We start from the raw sequence: 15,872 nt of genomic DNA on the forward strand, positions 1-15,872 counted from the left end.
CCCTCTCCCTCCGGGAGAGGGTTAGGGTGAGGGTTTTTTGATCTTCAGCGGTGCAAAACGTACTGGCCGGTAAACCTCACTGCATCCTCATCGCTACCCGCATTGACGATCCGCGTATTCAACGTCAACCGCGCCCGCCCATAACGCTGATACATCGCCAGAAACTTCTTCCACACCTTCGCATCAGGCGCTGGGCAAATCGCCGTGGCATCGCCAGTAACTGGCAGCGGGTAACTGATCTGCCCCTCCTGAATCACGATGTGTCCGTCGGCGATGCCTTCTTCCTTCAAACGCAAATGCAACCAGCCCCAACCGGCCAGCACCGCGCCACAGTAAAGGCTGCCGCCGAACATGGTGCTCTTGTGATTGACGTTCGGCTCGAGTGGCAAATGCAGACTCAACTGCTGTTCATGCCAGTCGAGCACTTTGAGGCCCATGTCCCGTGTCAGCGGGATGTCGTGATGCAGGACCGACTCCAGATAGCGAGTGTCTGTGCTCATTCGTTCTCGTCCCCATGGCTGCTGTCGCCGAAGTTGAGACCATGCTTGCGCAATTTGTCATGCAGAGTCTTGCGCGGAATACCCAAGGCTTCGGCGAGGCTGCGCACCGAACTGTGCGAGCGCGCCAGTTCGGCGGCGATCAACGACTTCTCGAAGTTTTCCACCTGCTCGCTGAGCCCGCCATTGATGACCTCAACGGTGCTGCTGCCACCCCCTTCGGCGTCAGCGTTATCCAGCGCCAGTTCCAGACCGAGGGCGAAACGTTCGGCGGCATTCTGCAGTTCGCGCACGTTGCCCGGCCAGGTGTGACGTAGCAGCAAGGCGCGTTGTGCCGGTTGCAGTTCATGTGGCGGCAAGCCGTGGCGGGCGCTGGCTTCATCTGCGTAGTGCTGGAACAGCACCAATGCATCTTCGCCACGTTCGCGCAGCGGCGGAATGCGCAGTGGTGCAACGTTGAGGCGGTAATACAGGTCGGCGCGGAAGCGGCCCTGATCGGCGGCCTGACGCAGGTCTTCCTTGGTCGCGGCGATGACGCGGATGTCCAGCGGGATCAATTGATTGCCCCCCAGCCGTTCGACCACGCGCTCCTGCAGCATGCGCAGCAGTTTCACTTGCACGTCCATGCTCATGCTCTCGATTTCGTCGAGAAACAGCGTGCCGCCATTGGCGAATTCGAACTTGCCGATGCGGCGTTTTTGCGCGCCGGTGAACGCGCCGGGTTCGTGGCCGAACAGTTCACTTTCCACCACGGACTCGGCCAGTGCGCCAGCATTGATCGCCACGAACGGGCCGTTACGGCGGCTGGATAAATCGTGCAAGGCGCGCGCGACCACTTCTTTGCCAGCGCCGGTTTCGCCGAGGATCAGCACGTCCGCCTTGGTCGCGGCCAGTGCGCCGATCTGTTCGCGCAGACGCAGCATGGGCGTCGAATGGCCGACCAGTCGCGCGCTCAGTTCATTGCGGTCGCTGAGGGCCAGGCGCAGGCTGCGGTTGTCCAGCACCAACCGACGCAGGTCGAGGGCGCGGCGCACGCTGTCGAGCAACGCGTCGCTGGCGAAGGGTTTTTCGAGGAAGTCATAAGCGCCAGCACGCATGGCTTGCACTGCCAACGGCACATCGCCGTGGCCGGTGATCAGCAGCACGGGCAACTCAGGATCTTGCGCGTGCAATTCGCTGAGCAATTCCAGACCGTCCATGCCCGGCATACGGATGTCGCTGACCACCACGCCCGGCCAGTCACGCTCCAGTTGAGCGGCCAGGCCCTTGGCTTCGGACAGCGGCAGAATTTTCAGACCGGCCAGATCCAGGGTCTGGCCGAGGGCCTGACGCAGGTGCGGATCGTCGTCGATCAACACCACCTGAATGCGATTGTCGATGGTCATGCACTTCGATCCTCGGACGGTTGCAGGCTGACCCCGGGCGCACCGGCGCGCAGCCGCAGGGTAATCAAGGCGCCACCTTGCTTGTGGTTGGCGAACGACAGTTCACCGCCGAAGGCGCGCATCAGCGTTTCACAAATCGCCAGCCCCAAACCCAAGCCCTGAGTGCGGGTCTTGGTGGTGTAGAAGGGCTCGCTGGCGCGGCCGAGAGCTTCCATGCAGAAACCCGGGCCGTTGTCGCGAATGTACAGATTGACGCCTTCGGCGGTGGATTCGGCACTCAGCCAGAGTTTGCGCGGCGGACCTTTCTCGGTGAGGGCGTCGAGGGCGTTGGCCAACAGATTACCCAGCACCTGGCGCAGACGCGTTTCCCCGGCCTCGACCCACAGCGTGGCGGCGGGCAGATCGCGGATCAGTTCGACTTCCATGCTGCGCCGACGTTTGGCCAGCAAGGCCAGCGCATCGTCGAGCGCCGGTTGCAAGGCGACGCTTTCCGGGGCATGGCGATCGCGGCGGGCGAAGGCGCGCAGGTGGGCGATGATCGAGGCCATGCGCCCGGTCAGTTCGCTGATCAGTTTGAGATTGCCGCGAGCGTCGTCGGTGCGCTGATGATCGAGCAGCACTTCGGCGTTTTCCGCGTAGCTGCGGATCGCTGCCAGCGGCTGATTGAGTTCGTGGCTGATGCTCGCTGACATGGTGCCCAGCGCCGACAGCTTGCCGGCCTGAACCAGGTCGTCCTGGGCGCGCACCAGTTCCTGCTGAGCCTGTTCACGCTCCAGCACTTCCTCCTTCAAGCGTCGGTTGAGGCCTTCGAGGTCACTGGTGCGTTCCGCCACCCGGCCTTCCAGCTCGCGGCGTGCCTTGGCTTCGAACGCGATGCGTTCAAGATAATGCCGACGGCGCTGCATCATCAGGCCGAGCAACAGCATCAGCACCAGCAGTGTGGCGCCGCCGATGGCCACTACGGTGCGCACCGGGCGGTCGATCAGCGTGCGCGGGGCGAGGATGCTGACGCTCCAGCCGGTTTCGGCGATGTCGTGGGTCTGGATCAGCCACGCAGTCGGGCTAAGGTTCAGCGGGCGTGGCTCGCGGGTCGGGTAAGGCTGGATAGCGGTGATCGCCGAGCGTTCGCTGTCGCTCAAGTTACGGGTCGAACGAAAGCGCCATTCCGGGCGCGAGGTGAGGATGACCACGCCGTTGTGATCGGTGACCAGCAGTTGCTCCGGGGTTTTACCCCACAGGCTTTCGGTGTGGTCGAGGTCGACCTTGATCACCAGCACGCCGATGATTTTTTCGCCGTTGCGCACGGCAGCGGCGAAGAAGTAACCGCGTTTGGCCGATGTGGTACCGAGGCCGAAAAACCGCCCCAGACGCCCGGCCATGGCTTCGCTGAAATATGGGCGGAAGGAAAAATTGCGGCCGACGAAACTGTCGTGCTTGTCCCAGTTCGACGCCGCCAGTGTTTGCCCGCTGGTGTCCATCAGGTACATGACTTCGGCGCCGGTCTGCGCGGCAATGTTCTTCAGCAGGCGATTGGCATTGCCTTGGGTGACACCGTCGTCCGGCGCCCCGAGTACCGCACGCAGCGCCGGCAGATCGCCAAGGATCTGCGGCAACACTTCATAGCGGTGCAGGGTGCCCAGCAGGTTGGCGACGTACAGGTCCAGGGTCTGACGGTTCTGCCCGGCCAGTTCGCTGCGGTAATAACGCTCGGCGAGATGTTCCAGTGGCCACAGCAGCGGCGCCAGGCACAGGGCCAGCAGCGCGAGGCTGCGCCAGCGGGGTCTGCGGGGGAGGGATGGTTTCATGAGCCTGATGCGCCTGGGGTGACAGGCGCATTATGCCTAGGCTCAGGCGAAGACGTCAGCGTCCTTGAAAAAGGCAGCGGCCTGATCCTTGGCCGACAATTTCGGTGGTTCGCCCAGTTGCCAGTCGATGCCCAGGTCCGAATCATCCCAGCGAATGCTGCGTTCTGCCGACGGCGTGTAGTAGTCGGTGGTTTTGTAGAGGAACTCGGCGAATTCGCTCAGCACCAGAAAACCATGGGCAAAACCTTCCGGGATCCACAATTGGCGGTGATTGTCAGCCGACAGACGCACGGCCAACCACTTGCCGAAATTCGGCGAGCTGCGGCGAATGTCCACGGCTACATCCAGTACTTCACCGGCGGTTACCCGGACCAGTTTGCCCTGGGTGTGTTGCAGTTGGTAATGCAGGCCACGCAATACGCCTTTTTGCGAGCGCGAGTGGTTGTCCTGAACGAATTGCTTGTCCAGCCCCGTGGCGTCCTGGAAAGCTTTGGCATTGAAACTTTCGTAGAAAAACCCGCGCTCGTCACCAAACACCTTGGGTTCGATGATCAGGACACCGGGCAGGTCGGTGGTGATTACATTCATGGGTTTTCCATCGGCAGTGTGAATGGCCGATATTCTTGCGCAAACGGCCGGAGGGCGCGAGTGCCGGAAGACAAATAGCCCGGATACCTTTACGCGCTTGGGGGTTGCGGATCCTGCGAAGCAATGGCGATATAGGCGCCTAATAAAATTTCAGGGGTCGTTTCATGCCGCTCGCCACGTTGATTCATCGCGCCAGTTTGCCCAGCCCGCAGGTTTCTGCGGAGCAGGCCCAGCAATGGCTGGCGGAGCATTACGGACTCAGCGGCACGTTGCGGGCCCTTGGCAGCCAGCAGGATCTGAATTATCGGGTCGACAGCCCGCGCGGTCGATTCGTACTGAAAATATGCCGTGGCGATTACGCCCTGGTGGAGTTGCAAGCACAGCACGCCGGCCTCAAGTATCTGGCCGAGCATTCTGCTGTGACAGTACCGCGGGTGATCGCGGCCAATAATGGCGAGGATCTGCTGTCGCTGGAAGTCGATGGCGCAGCGGTTCACGTGCGGCTGCTGGATTACATCGAGGGCCAGCCGCTCACGCATCTCGATCATTTGGGTCGTGATGTGGTGGCGAGGTTTGGCCGGCTCTGCGGAGAAATGGATCTGGCGCTGGCCGGGTTCGATCATCCGGGCCTTGAGCGCACGTTGCAGTGGGATGCCCGTCACGCCAGTGCACTGATCAGCCATTTGCTGCCGGTGATCAAGGACGAGCAGCAACGCACGTCGATCGCCGACGCTGCCGCACAGGCCGAGCGCCGGTTGCAGCCGTTGCTGGACAAGCTGCCGATGCAGGCGATCCACATGGACATCACCGATGACAACGCCGTCTGGGCGCGCGATGCCCAACGTCACTGGCAGTTGCAGGGCGTAATCGACTTTGGTGATCTGGTGCGCACCTGGCGCATCACCGATCTGTCGGTGACTTGTGCGGCGTTGCTGCATCACGCCGGTGGCGATCCGTTTGTCATCCTGCCGGCGGTTCAGGCCTATCACGCGGTCAACCCGCTGCAACATGAGGAGCTGCAAGCGCTGTGGCCATTGATCGTCGCACGCGCGGCAGTGCTGGTGCTCAGTGGCGAACAACAGGTCAGCATCGACCCCGCGAATACTTATAGCCGCGACAATCTCAGCCATGAGTGGGAAATCTTCCGGGTGGCGACATCGGTGCCACAGGCGCTGATGGAAGCGGCGATCCTGACAGCCGTGGGGCAGACTTTGCCGACGATCGACAGCCAAGGGTTCGCGCCATTGCTGCCCGGTCTGGTCGGGCGCGAATTTGCGCTGATTGATCTCGGTGTTCTGAGTCCGCATTTCGAGGCCGGCAATTGGGAGCAGGAAGGCATTGATCAGCGCTTGCTGACCGAAGCAGCTGTTGCGCACGGTTTGGCGGCCAGCCGTTATGGCCAGTATCGTTTGTCTCGCACCCGGCCCGACAGCGCCGAGGAGCCGGATACCTACCCGCTGCATGTTGAACTGCGCGTGCCCAACGGCACCGCTGTCGAAGCACCCTTTGCCGGCGTGCTGCATCAAGGGGCGGAAGGCGTGCTGCAACTCGACGGGCCGCAACTCAGCGTTCGCCTGTGGGGCGTGACACCTTCACTGCACAGCGGCGCGGCACTGGTCAAAGGTCAGGTGTTGGGCGCTGTCAGCGGCCCAATGCGGGTGCAGTTGTGCCGAGGCGCGCAACTCGATGCGCCGTTGTTTTGTACCCCGACGCATGCAGCGGCATGGCAGGCGCTGTGCCCGTCGCCGGCCGCGTTGCTAGGCCTGGCCTGCGATGCCGAACCGGAGCTGGACGCGAAAACCCTGCTCGAACGCCGCGATGCCAGTTTCGCCCGCACGCAAAAACACTACTACGCCGACCCGCCGCGCATCGAACGTGGCTGGCGCAATCATCTGATCGACATGCAGGGCCGCTCCTATCTGGACATGCTCAACAACGTAGCCGTGCTTGGTCATGGTCACCCGCGCATGGCCGCTGTCGCCGCACGCCAATGGTCGCTACTGAACACCAACTCGCGCTTCAACTATGCGGCGGTCGCTGAATTCTCCGAGCGCTTGCTGAAGCTGGCGCCGGAAGGCATGGATCGGGTGTTTCTGGTCAACAGCGGCAGCGAGGCCAACGACCTGGCGATTCGTCTGGCGTGGGCCTACAGCGGCGGGCGCGACATGATCAGCGTGCTCGAGGCGTATCACGGCTGGACCGTTGGTGCCGACGCGGTATCGACGTCGGTCGCCGACAACCCGAATGCCTTGGAAAGTCGCCCGGACTGGGTGCATCCGGTGCCTGCGCCAAACACTTATCGCGGTGAATTCCGTGGCCTCGATTCGGCGCCGGATTACGTGCGCAGCGTTGAGCATCATCTGGCAAAACTCGCCGAGCAGAAGCGCCAACTGGCCGGGTTCATCTGCGAGCCGGTGTATGGCAATGCCGGGGGCATCTCGCTGCCGCCGGGTTATCTGAAACAGGTGTATGCGCTGGTGCGCGCGCAGGGCGGCGTGTGCATCGCCGACGAAGTGCAGGTCGGTTACGGGCGCATGGGCCACTTCTTCTGGGGCTTTGAAGAGCAGGGCGTGGTGCCGGACATCATCTGCATGGCCAAGGGCATGGGCAACGGTCAACCGCTGGGCGCGGTTATCACCCGCCGGGAAATCGCCGAGGCGCTAGAGGCAGAAGGTTACTTTTTCTCCTCGGCGGGTGGCAGTCCGGTGAGTTGCCAGATCGGCATGGCGGTGCTCGATGTCATGGAAGAAGAAAAGCTCTGGGAGAACGCGCAAGTGGTCGGTGGCCACTTCAAGGCGCGGCTCGAAGCGTTGGTCGATAAACATCCGCTGGTGGGCGCAGTGCACGGTTCAGGGTTCTATCTGGGGCTTGAGCTGATCCGCAATCGCGAGACGCTGGAGCCGGCGACCGAGGAGACGGTGTTGCTGTGTGATTGCCTGCGTGAGCTGGGGATCTTCATGCAGCCGACCGGCGATGATCTGAACATTCTCAAGATCAAGCCGCCGATGGTGACGTCGCGCCAGAGTGTGGATTTCTTTGTCGATATGCTCGACCGAGTCCTCAGCGAAGGTCTGTAAGCCCTCACCCGAACCCCTGTGGGAGCGAGCAAGCTCACTCCCACATTTTTTCTTGAGTTGTTAATTCGATTTGTATCGGCTTTTGTTGGGTGTATTTAGACGAAATGCTATTTTACAGCTTCTAAGGCCGATATTTATCGGTTATAAAGTCGCCATTGCTCCGGCATGGCGATCTCATGTCCGGTGCGCGCGTTTTTCTTTTCGGTCGAATTCTCGGCCGTCAAAGCACTTGCCCGGAGATGATTCATGAGCCGTATCGTTACCGTTGCCGCCACTCAGATGGCCTGTTCGTGGGATCTGCACGCCAACCTCGAAATCGCTGAAAGACTGGTGCGCGAAGCCGCCGCCAAAGGCGCGCAGATCATCCTGATCCAGGAGCTGTTCGAGGCGCCGTACTTCTGCCAGAAGCCGAACCCGGACTACCTGCAACTGGCGACGACGGTGGAAGAAAATGTCGCGATCAAGCATTTCCAGAAAATCGCTAAAGAACTGCAAGTGGTGCTGCCGATCAGCTTCTACGAATTGGCCGGGCGGGCGCGTTTCAACAGCATCGCGATCATCGATGCCGACGGCAGCAACCTCGGGATTTATCGTAAAAGCCACATCCCGGACGGGCCGGGCTATCACGAGAAGTATTACTTCAACCCGGGCGACACCGGTTTCAAGGTGTGGAACACCCGTTACGCGAAAATCGGCGTGGGCATCTGCTGGGATCAGTGGTTTCCGGAAGCCGCGCGGAGCATGGCGCTGCAAGGCGCAGAAATCCTGTTCTACCCGACCGCGATCGGCAGCGAGCCGCACGACAAAACCATCTCGTCGCGCGATCACTGGCAGCGCGTGCAGCAGGGCCATGCCGGCGCCAACCTGATGCCACTGATTGCCAGCAACCGTATTGGCAACGAAGAACAGGACGGCTACGACATCACGTTCTACGGCTCTTCGTTCATCGCCAACCAGTTCGGCGAAAAAGTGCAGGAGCTGAATAAAACCGAAGAAGGTATTCTTGTGCACACTTTCAACCTCGACGAGCTCGAACATATTCGCAGCGCGTGGGGTTCATTCCGTGACCGCCGTCCGAACCTGTACGGCGCGTTGAAAACCCTCGACGGTTCCCTGGAGTCCTGATCCCGATGACAACTTTGAAAAGTACCCCGCGCGCCGACGGCTTTCACATGCCGGCCGAGTGGGCGCCGCAAACGCAGACCTGGATGATCTGGCCCGAGCGCCCGGACAACTGGCGTCTGGGCGGCAAACCGGCGCAAGCCGCACACGCAGCGGTGGCCAAAGCCATCGCGCGTTTTGAACCGGTGACCGTTGCCGTTTCCGCCGGCCAATACGAAAACGCCCGCGCTCGCCTCGACGTGCCGAATATCCGCGTGGTGGAGATGTCCAGCGATGACGCCTGGGTACGCGACAGCGGCCCGACCTTCGTCATCAACAACAGCGGCGAAGTGCGCGGTGTGAACTGGGACTTCAACGCCTGGGGTGGCTTCGACGGCGGTCTGTACTCGCCGTGGAATCGTGATTCGCAGGTCGGCGGCAAGATCCTCGAGATCGAGCGCAGCCCGCGTTATCGCACGGAAGGTTTTGTGCTTGAAGGCGGTTCGATTCATGTCGACGGCGAAGGCACGTTGATCACCACCGAAGAGTGCCTGCTCAACCGCAATCGCAACCCGCACCTGGGCCGCGAAGAAATCGAAGCGGTACTCAGCGCCAATCTGTCTGTGGATAAGATCATCTGGCTGCCGGACGGTTTGTTCAACGACGAAACCGACGGCCATGTGGATAACTTCTGCTGCTACGTGCGTCCGGGCGAAGTGCTGCTGGCGTGGACCGACGATCCGCAGGATCCGAACTACCCGCGTTGCCAGGCGGCGATGAAAGTCCTGCAAAGCAGCACCGACGCCAAGGGGCGCCCGTTCACGGTGCACAAAATGCCGATTCCGGGGCCGCTCTACGCGACCGAAGAAGAGTGCGCCGGTGTCGACCCGGTGGACGGCACACAGGAGCGCAATCCGTCCGTGCGCCTGGCCGGTTCCTACGTGAACTTCCTGATCGTCAACGGCGGCATCATCGCGCCGAGCTTCGACGATCCGATGGATGCGCCGGCCAAGGAAATTCTGCAGAAGCTGTTCCCGCAGCACGAAGTGGTGATGGTGCCGGGCCGCGAACTGTTACTGGGCGGCGGCAATATCCACTGCCTTACCCAACAGCAGCCCGCGCCGCACAAAGAGTGAGTTGAGTCGTAACAGCTTGAGTTGATTAATAAATCAGCCGGGCATCGATTAGCTCGCTTTGCATGTGAAGAAGCCCGCAGCCCGGCTGGATTGCGGGCTTCTTTGTATCCGCTTGTCGACATATGAGAAACCTTGGCATAGCTCTTGTATTCATCACCCGTGCACTAGGGAGGGGGGAGAACTTCAACAGTTCTGTCATAAACCTTGGATAACGTAGCCGCTCACGAACGGGGAGAGAGCGCTGAAATGAACGCCGAAGTGAACGTAGTCAGCGAGCGGACGTTGCATCCCATGGCCGTTGACGGCGAATCGCTCCAGATTGTCGCGCACTGGTTGAAGTCCAATGGAACGCGTCAGATCAGGCAACCTGATCCGCGCCGGATGATGATCGAGCGTTACCCCGCTGGCCTGTTCAGCGAGGCCGAACTGGATGCGTTGTGGGCTGTGATGGAAGGATAAGAAGAACAACAGGGATTGGTGAAAGCGCTGCCGGGATGGCGGCGCTTTTTTATGCCCGGCTATTTTGTACACGCCATTCAATGTGGGAGCGAGCCTGCTCGCGAAAGCGTCCGGTCAGTCAACATCGTCGTTGAATGACCCACCGCATTCGCGAGCAGGCTCGCTCCCTCAGGATTTGTGTGAAATCAGAAACTGTAGGTACCGGTCATCACGACGCTACGTGGCGCACCCGGCTGGATCTGATACTGGCTGGTCGCCGACGCGTAATACTCGCGATCGGTAATGTTGTTCAGCGCTCCACGCAAATCCCAATCCTTGAAGCGGTAACCGACCAGCGCATCCCAGCGGCCGTAACCCGGCAACACGGTCGTGTTGGCGTTATCGGCATAACGTTGGCCGACCAGGGTCAGACCGGTTTCGCCGTACCAGCCCATTTCCGGTTTCCAGGTCAGGAACAGGCTGCCGTTGTGCTTGGCGACGTTGTTGATGCGTTTGCCTTCCAGACCGTTGTTGTCCTTCTCGATCTTCGCATCCTGCATACCGACGCCACCGCGCATGTACCAGTTGCCGACGATGTTGCCGGTAGCCGTCAATTCGATCCCGCGCGAACGTTGCAGGCCGGACATCACGGTCAGGGTCGGGTCGTTTGGATCGGTGGTACGGCGGTTATAGAGTTCCAGGTCGTAGATCGCCAGCGTGGTGCTGAGACGATCGTCGAACCAGTCGCTCTTCACGCCGATCTCTTTTTGCTTGGTCAGCTCGGGACTGAGGTCGTTGGTATTGCCGGCCGCACCCGGGGTGATGCCGATCAAGCCACCGCCCACAGGCGAAAAGGTTTTGGACCATGAGGCGTAGAACGAATGGTTCTGCAATGGCGTCCATACCAGGCCCACGCGCGGGCTGGTGCTGTGGCTGTCACGGTCTTCGGAGAGGTTGCGCAGCTTGTTGGTCGACTCGATATCGAAGGTGTCGTAACGCAGACCGGCAAGCAGTTGCCACTGATCGTTCAGGCGCAGTTGATCCTGCACGTACACCGCACGGCTTTCGACTTCGGTGTGGCTGCTGCTCGAGACCTGCATGCTGCCGGTGTGGCGCAGATCGCGGTTCGGATTGAAGAGGTCGAGCGACGGCACCGGTTGTGCGCCCGGCGTTCTACCGGTGGCGGCGTTGTACAGCGTTGGATCGCGGCGCTGGCTGCCGATCTCGACGCCAGTGAGCAGACGATGTTCTAGGCCGAAGGTATCGAATCCGCCCTCCAGTTCAACGTTGTTGTAAACGTTGCGTGTGGTCAGATCCTGCTGCCAGTGCTGGCGTGTGACCTTGTTGGTCGCCGGCGTGTAACCGGTGAGGTAAGTGTTGTCGAAGTCGCTGTCGAGCTTGAACACGCCGAGGGTCTGGCGCAGTTGCCAGTTTTCGTTGATTTCGTAAGTGAGTTTCGAGCGTAGCGATTGCGACTTGTCATCGATGAAATCGTGATCGTTGCCGTAGGTCGTGTCCCGACCGACATCCGCCGGGCGCCCGTTGACGCCGGGGATGCCGCGATCCGGGGTGCGGTTGTAGCGGCTGTATTCGTACTGCACCAGCCAGTTCAGATCCGGTGTCAGTTGCCAGCTCATCGACGGTGCGAACAATTGGCGATTGCCGCTGACGCCGTCGCGGAAACTGTTTTCATCCATGTTGCCCATGTTCAGGCGCAGGCTGATGTTTTCGCTCGGGTCAGTGCTGAGGTCGGCGTAAAGGCTGCGCAAATCCTCGCTGCCACCCTGGGCCTCGATGGTCGAGCGACGGCCGAATTCCGGCATCTTGCTCACGCGGTTGACGATCCCGCCCTGACTGCCACGACCGTACAGCACGGCGGCCGGGCCTTTGAGCACTTCGACGCGTTCGATGTTGTGCAGATCGCGCTTGTATTGGCTGTCGTCGCGGATGCCGTCCAGATAGAAGTCATTGCTGGCATCGAAGCCGCGGATGCGCAGGCTGTCGAAGCGCGTGTCGGCACTACTGCTGACGTTGGGCATTCCGCTCAAGGCGTCGGCGATGTCATTGGTGCCGTAGTTGGCGACGTTGGAAGTCTTGATCGAATCGATCGCCTGCGGCACGTAGCGCACCGGCGTCGAGGTGCGGGTCGCGGTGTTGCTGAGCTTCACGCGCGGGTCATCGGCTTGCGCTTCGGCGCTGATCGCGGTGGCGGGTAATTCGGTCGCCGAATAGGCAAAACCACTGGAAAGAAAGGCAGAAAGCCCAAGGGTGACGGGCGTGAGACGGAACGGGGCAGGCATTGAAAAGCGCATCCGAAGGGGTGGAAGAATTCGAGCGCGCGAATGGTAATGCTTTGCATTTACTTCCGTTAATTATTCCTTATAAGTTCCCTGCTCTGATTGTTTCAATTTGTGTCTGGTTCGACACAATCTGACCGACCAGACAATTCGACCGATTCACGAAACAGACTGAAAGCCATTCCGGCGTTTTTCCACAGGGGAGCGAGGACTAATCTGCCGCCATCGATTTTTCTGACTTACTGCCGGAGTTTTCCCATGATTCTTCATTATGTTTACGACCCGTTGTGTGGCTGGTGCTATGGCGCCAAGCCGCTGGTTGAAGCTGCGCAGCAGGTGCTGCCAGTGGTCGCCCATGCCGGGGGAATGATGAGCGGCGCCAATCGCCAACGTGTTTCCCCGCAATTACGTGATTACGTCATGCCCCATGACCGACGCATTGCCGAATACATCGGCCAGCCTTTTGGCGAAGCGTATTTCGAAGGTTTGCTGCGCGATCACTCGGCGGTATTCGATTCGACGCCACCGATTGCTGCGGTCATGGCGGCGGAAGCGATCGACGCCGGCGGATTGCGCCTGCTGGGGCGGCTGCAGACTGCGCACTACGTGGAAGGGCGACGCATTGCCGACTCAGCCGTGCTGTTGGAATTGGCGATGCAGATGGGCTATGCGCAGAAAGATTTCCACACTGCGCTGGAGTCCGTTGATAGCGAGGGGCATATAAAAGCCAGTCGCCAGTTTCTGGCGCAACTCGGCGGTCAGGGTTTTCCCACCATGGCTTTAGAACAGAACGGCACATTCCAATTGATCGACATCAGTCCCTGGTTGGGCAAGCCGCAGGCATTTGCCGATTGGTTGAAGCAGGCCATCGTCCTCGACGAGCCAGGCACAGTCTCTGCAGTTTGTGCTATCGATGGCTGCGCGTGATACGCACTGGATTCACTGGCTGTGTGCATTTCCCAGCAAGCAGTCAGCGCAAAATTTACGTTTCTTAGACTTTTTTTGCCTATTTAAAGACGATTCTTGAAATTGACACATTGTTCAGGGCACGGCTACGATTCGGCCCAACGCCTGTGGCCAACCGCCATGACTCAAAATAAGGAGCAGGCCCGCCATGACCAAGTCGTGGGCGGGTCTTTTTGTTTCGGGGTGAATAAAAGAGTGCAAAAGCGCCGTTTCCGCCGTTCGACACAGCGCGTTTCAACCCGTAATAAGGAAAACAAAATGTTGAACAAGCGAATCAGTCTGATCGCATTGGGGATGTTGAGCGCCACTCAGGCCATGGCTAACGACCAGGCCGAGTCCAAGGGTTTTGTTGAAGACAGCAGCCTCAAAGTGCTGCTGCGCAATGCCTACATCAATCGTGATTACAAAAACGGTAACGACGACAAGGCCGAGTGGGGCCAAGCGGCCATCGGTACGTTCTCGTCCGGTTTCACCCAGGGCACCGTGGGTGTCGGTGTGGATGCTTTCGGTCTGTACGCACTGCGTCTGGACGGCGGCAAGGGCCGCAGCGGCGCCGGTGGTATCGATTTCTTCAAGCAGGAAAATGACGGTCGCGCGAACCATGACATAGCGAAGGGCGGTGCAGCGGTGAAGTTCCGCTTCTCCAATACCGTGCTGACCTACGGCGACCAGATGCCGGCCCTGCCGGTGCTGAGCTACGACAATGTGCGTCTGCTGCCGGAAAGCTACACCGGTACCCTGATCACTTCCAAAGAGATCAAAGGTCTGGAACTGAACGCCGGTCGTTTCACCGCTGAATCGCGCAAGAGCGACGAAGGCCGTGACAGCGGTGGTCTGAAGTCGATCAACGTGTTGGGCGGTAGCTACCAGTTCACCGAGAACTTCAAGGGTGCGTTGTACGCTTCCGACGTCGAAGACGTCTTGAAGAAACAATACGTGAACGCCAACTATGTGTTGCCGTTCAACAAGGATCAGTCGCTGACCCTGGACTTCAACGGTTATCGCACCAAGCTGGACAACTCGTATGTCCGGGAAAACGGTGTAACCGGTGACGACAACAAGATCTGGAGCCTGGCCGCAACCTTCGCTACCGGCCCGCACTCGTTCACCGTGGCGCACCAGCGTTCCACCGGCGACAGCAACCTGGGTTACGCCTACGGCGGTTACCAGAAAGATCAAGGTCGTGTCGGTGATGGTGGTAACTCCATCTACCTGGCCAACTCCTACTGGTCGGACTTCAACGCTGAAGACGAACGCAGCTGGCAGTTGGGCTACGGCCTCGACTTCGGCGCTTTCGGCGTACCGGGTCTGAGCTACAACTTCGCTTACGTGCGTGGCGACAACATCACCACTTCCACCAGCGAAGGCGGCACCGAGCGTGAGATCTTCAACCAGTTCAAATACGTCGTGCAGTCTGGCCCGGCCAAAGACCTGAGTGTGAAACTGCGCAGCTCGATCCTGCGTGTTTCGCAGAAATCCAGTGAGTACAACGTCAGCGGTAACGAACTGCGTGTATTCGTGGACTACCCGATCAACATCTTCTGATGCCTGATCAAGTGTAAGAAACATGAGAAAAACCCCGAATGGTTCGGGGTTTTTTTTTGACGGTTTTTCGAAGAAAACCGGAAAAAACCCGTGTTTTTGTCATGTAAAAGTTGTTTTCAGGCCGCTGCAAACGCCGTTTCAAACAGGGCTTTAAATGCCTGAAATTCTTTCTCATGGACGCAAATTCTCCACCTAATAGATTAGGCCGCTCAATGCAGCGGAGAATTTGGTAATGATCGTTTTGAACAGAGAAGTGGGCGAATCGCTACGGCGCGACAAATATGTCAACGTCCAGGGTGGTGACTTCAATCTCTACGGTCATTTCGCCGACTTCGTCAGACTGACCAAAAGTTGGGAAAACATGGAGCCTGACAGCTACTACGGTCAGGCCGAAGCCGGCATGCGTTACCGTCGTTACAGCGACTTTGAGTACAACCCGAAGACTCGCGAACTGAAGCAGCTCGAACATCGCGCCTATGTGCAATCGAAGGAAAACAACGCCTATGTCGGCGGCCTGGTACGACACTTTCAGGACTTCTCCGATGAAGTGATTACTTCACCGGTGATGCGCAGCCTGATCGACACGGATTTTGAAGTGTACAAAAGCGTGCTGCCGGAAGAACTGCACGATGAGATTTGGCAGTGCCAGATCCATCAGATCCGCATCGAGATCAAACCCGGCAAACAACTGGAAATCACCCCTGAAGGCATTCACTGCGACGGTTATCCGTTCAGCGGTGTGCACTTCTGGGGCCGCAACAACGTCGAGGGCGCTGAGAGTCGCCTGTACGACATTCACGAGCACCAACTGGCGTCGACCACTTACCAGGAAATTCTCGACACCACGTACTTCCTTGATCGCGATATGCGCCACTACGTGACCCCGGCACGCAACCCGCACACCCACGCGATGGCGTACCGGCAGATTCTGGCGATCTCCTTCTCGCGGCCCGGGACCGCTTTCGACATTGTTCGCTAATCAGATCACCCCAATCGACGGCGTCGAGTGCTCGACGCCGGTGGTGCTGCGGCGCGCC

General features: G+C 59.6%; 12 protein-coding genes. 7 read left to right on the forward strand and 5 right to left on the reverse strand.

Features of this window, described 5'->3' with window-relative positions:
* Positions 1 to 44 precede the first annotated feature (44 nt).
* The 4 genes from ACZZ0G_RS13250 to rfbC are packed head-to-tail and all read right to left on the reverse strand — an operon-like array spanning position 45 to position 4,275.
* Positions 45 to 500: a YiiD C-terminal domain-containing protein gene (locus ACZZ0G_RS13250; RefSeq protein WP_463556428.1), complete on the reverse strand. Its 456-nt coding sequence runs from the start codon at positions 498 to 500 to the stop codon at positions 45 to 47.
* Positions 497 to 1,882: a sigma-54-dependent transcriptional regulator gene (locus tag ACZZ0G_RS13255; RefSeq protein WP_463556429.1), complete on the reverse strand. Its 1,386-nt coding sequence runs from the start codon at positions 1,880 to 1,882 to the stop codon at positions 497 to 499. Before ACZZ0G_RS13255 ends, ACZZ0G_RS13250 begins: the two co-directional genes overlap by 4 nt.
* The gene (locus tag ACZZ0G_RS13260) at positions 1,879 to 3,687 is read right to left on the reverse strand and encodes a sensor histidine kinase (protein WP_463556430.1); all 1,809 of its coding nucleotides are present in this window, start codon (positions 3,685 to 3,687) and stop codon (positions 1,879 to 1,881) included. The genes ACZZ0G_RS13255 and ACZZ0G_RS13260 overlap by 4 nt, the downstream gene beginning before the upstream one ends.
* A gap of 42 nt (positions 3,688 to 3,729) precedes the next feature.
* Positions 3,730 to 4,275 (reverse strand): dTDP-4-dehydrorhamnose 3,5-epimerase, encoded by a 546-nt coding sequence (gene rfbC / locus ACZZ0G_RS13265; RefSeq protein WP_463556431.1) that lies wholly within the window; start codon positions 4,273 to 4,275, stop codon positions 3,730 to 3,732.
* A 164-nt stretch (positions 4,276 to 4,439) separates the two neighbouring features.
* Between rfbC and ACZZ0G_RS13270 the strand changes: the two genes are divergently transcribed.
* From ACZZ0G_RS13270 to ACZZ0G_RS13285, 4 genes are all read left to right on the forward strand, one after another.
* On the forward strand, positions 4,440 to 7,352 hold the full coding sequence (locus tag ACZZ0G_RS13270) for an aminotransferase (RefSeq protein ID WP_463556432.1): 2,913 nt from the start codon (positions 4,440 to 4,442) through the stop codon (positions 7,350 to 7,352).
* 246 nt (positions 7,353 to 7,598) lie between these two features.
* Positions 7,599 to 8,477, forward strand: coding sequence for an N-carbamoylputrescine amidase (gene aguB / locus ACZZ0G_RS13275; protein WP_463556433.1), 879 nt, complete (start codon positions 7,599 to 7,601; stop codon positions 8,475 to 8,477).
* A gap of 5 nt (positions 8,478 to 8,482) precedes the next feature.
* Entirely contained in the window at positions 8,483 to 9,589 is a 1,107-nt protein-coding gene (aguA, locus tag ACZZ0G_RS13280; RefSeq protein WP_095120796.1) for an agmatine deiminase, read from the forward strand.
* A gap of 246 nt (positions 9,590 to 9,835) precedes the next feature.
* Positions 9,836 to 10,048, forward strand: a complete 213-nt coding sequence (locus ACZZ0G_RS13285; RefSeq protein ID WP_397480796.1) for a hypothetical protein — start codon at positions 9,836 to 9,838, stop codon at positions 10,046 to 10,048.
* Between the two features lie 185 nt (positions 10,049 to 10,233).
* Here ACZZ0G_RS13285 and ACZZ0G_RS13290 read toward each other — a convergent pair whose 3' ends face one another.
* Positions 10,234 to 12,327, reverse strand: coding sequence for a TonB-dependent receptor (locus tag ACZZ0G_RS13290; protein ID WP_463556435.1), 2,094 nt, complete (start codon positions 12,325 to 12,327; stop codon positions 10,234 to 10,236).
* Between the two features lie 255 nt (positions 12,328 to 12,582).
* Between ACZZ0G_RS13290 and ACZZ0G_RS13295 the strand changes: the two genes are divergently transcribed.
* From ACZZ0G_RS13295 to ACZZ0G_RS13305, 3 genes are all read left to right on the forward strand, one after another.
* Entirely contained in the window at positions 12,583 to 13,251 is a 669-nt protein-coding gene (locus tag ACZZ0G_RS13295; RefSeq protein ID WP_463556436.1) for a DsbA family protein, read from the forward strand.
* A gap of 297 nt (positions 13,252 to 13,548) precedes the next feature.
* On the forward strand, positions 13,549 to 14,835 hold the full coding sequence (locus ACZZ0G_RS13300) for an OprD family porin (RefSeq protein ID WP_463556437.1): 1,287 nt from the start codon (positions 13,549 to 13,551) through the stop codon (positions 14,833 to 14,835).
* A gap of 232 nt (positions 14,836 to 15,067) precedes the next feature.
* Positions 15,068 to 15,814, forward strand: a complete 747-nt coding sequence (locus ACZZ0G_RS13305; protein WP_007909122.1) for a 2OG-Fe dioxygenase family protein — start codon at positions 15,068 to 15,070, stop codon at positions 15,812 to 15,814.
* The last annotated feature ends 58 nt before the right edge of the window (positions 15,815 to 15,872 follow it).

It is taken from the genome of Pseudomonas sp. AC169 (assembly GCF_979258515.1).

Coding starts and splice junctions, on each gene's coding strand:
- ACZZ0G_RS13250 (WP_463556428.1), bottom strand. CDS start 500: ATGAGCACAGACACTCGCTATCTGGAGTCGGTCCTGCATCACGACATC.
- ACZZ0G_RS13255 (WP_463556429.1), bottom strand. CDS start 1,882: ATGACCATCGACAATCGCATTCAGGTGGTGTTGATCGACGACGATCCG.
- ACZZ0G_RS13260 (WP_463556430.1), bottom strand. CDS start 3,687: ATGAAACCATCCCTCCCCCGCAGACCCCGCTGGCGCAGCCTCGCGCTG.
- rfbC (WP_463556431.1), bottom strand. CDS start 4,275: ATGAATGTAATCACCACCGACCTGCCCGGTGTCCTGATCATCGAACCC.
- ACZZ0G_RS13270 (WP_463556432.1), top strand. CDS start 4,440: ATGCCGCTCGCCACGTTGATTCATCGCGCCAGTTTGCCCAGCCCGCAG.
- aguB (WP_463556433.1), top strand. CDS start 7,599: ATGAGCCGTATCGTTACCGTTGCCGCCACTCAGATGGCCTGTTCGTGG.
- aguA (WP_095120796.1), top strand. CDS start 8,483: ATGACAACTTTGAAAAGTACCCCGCGCGCCGACGGCTTTCACATGCCG.
- ACZZ0G_RS13285 (WP_397480796.1), top strand. CDS start 9,836: ATGAACGCCGAAGTGAACGTAGTCAGCGAGCGGACGTTGCATCCCATG.
- ACZZ0G_RS13290 (WP_463556435.1), bottom strand. CDS start 12,327: ATGCCTGCCCCGTTCCGTCTCACGCCCGTCACCCTTGGGCTTTCTGCC.
- ACZZ0G_RS13295 (WP_463556436.1), top strand. CDS start 12,583: ATGATTCTTCATTATGTTTACGACCCGTTGTGTGGCTGGTGCTATGGC.
- ACZZ0G_RS13300 (WP_463556437.1), top strand. CDS start 13,549: ATGTTGAACAAGCGAATCAGTCTGATCGCATTGGGGATGTTGAGCGCC.
- ACZZ0G_RS13305 (WP_007909122.1), top strand. CDS start 15,068: ATGATCGTTTTGAACAGAGAAGTGGGCGAATCGCTACGGCGCGACAAA.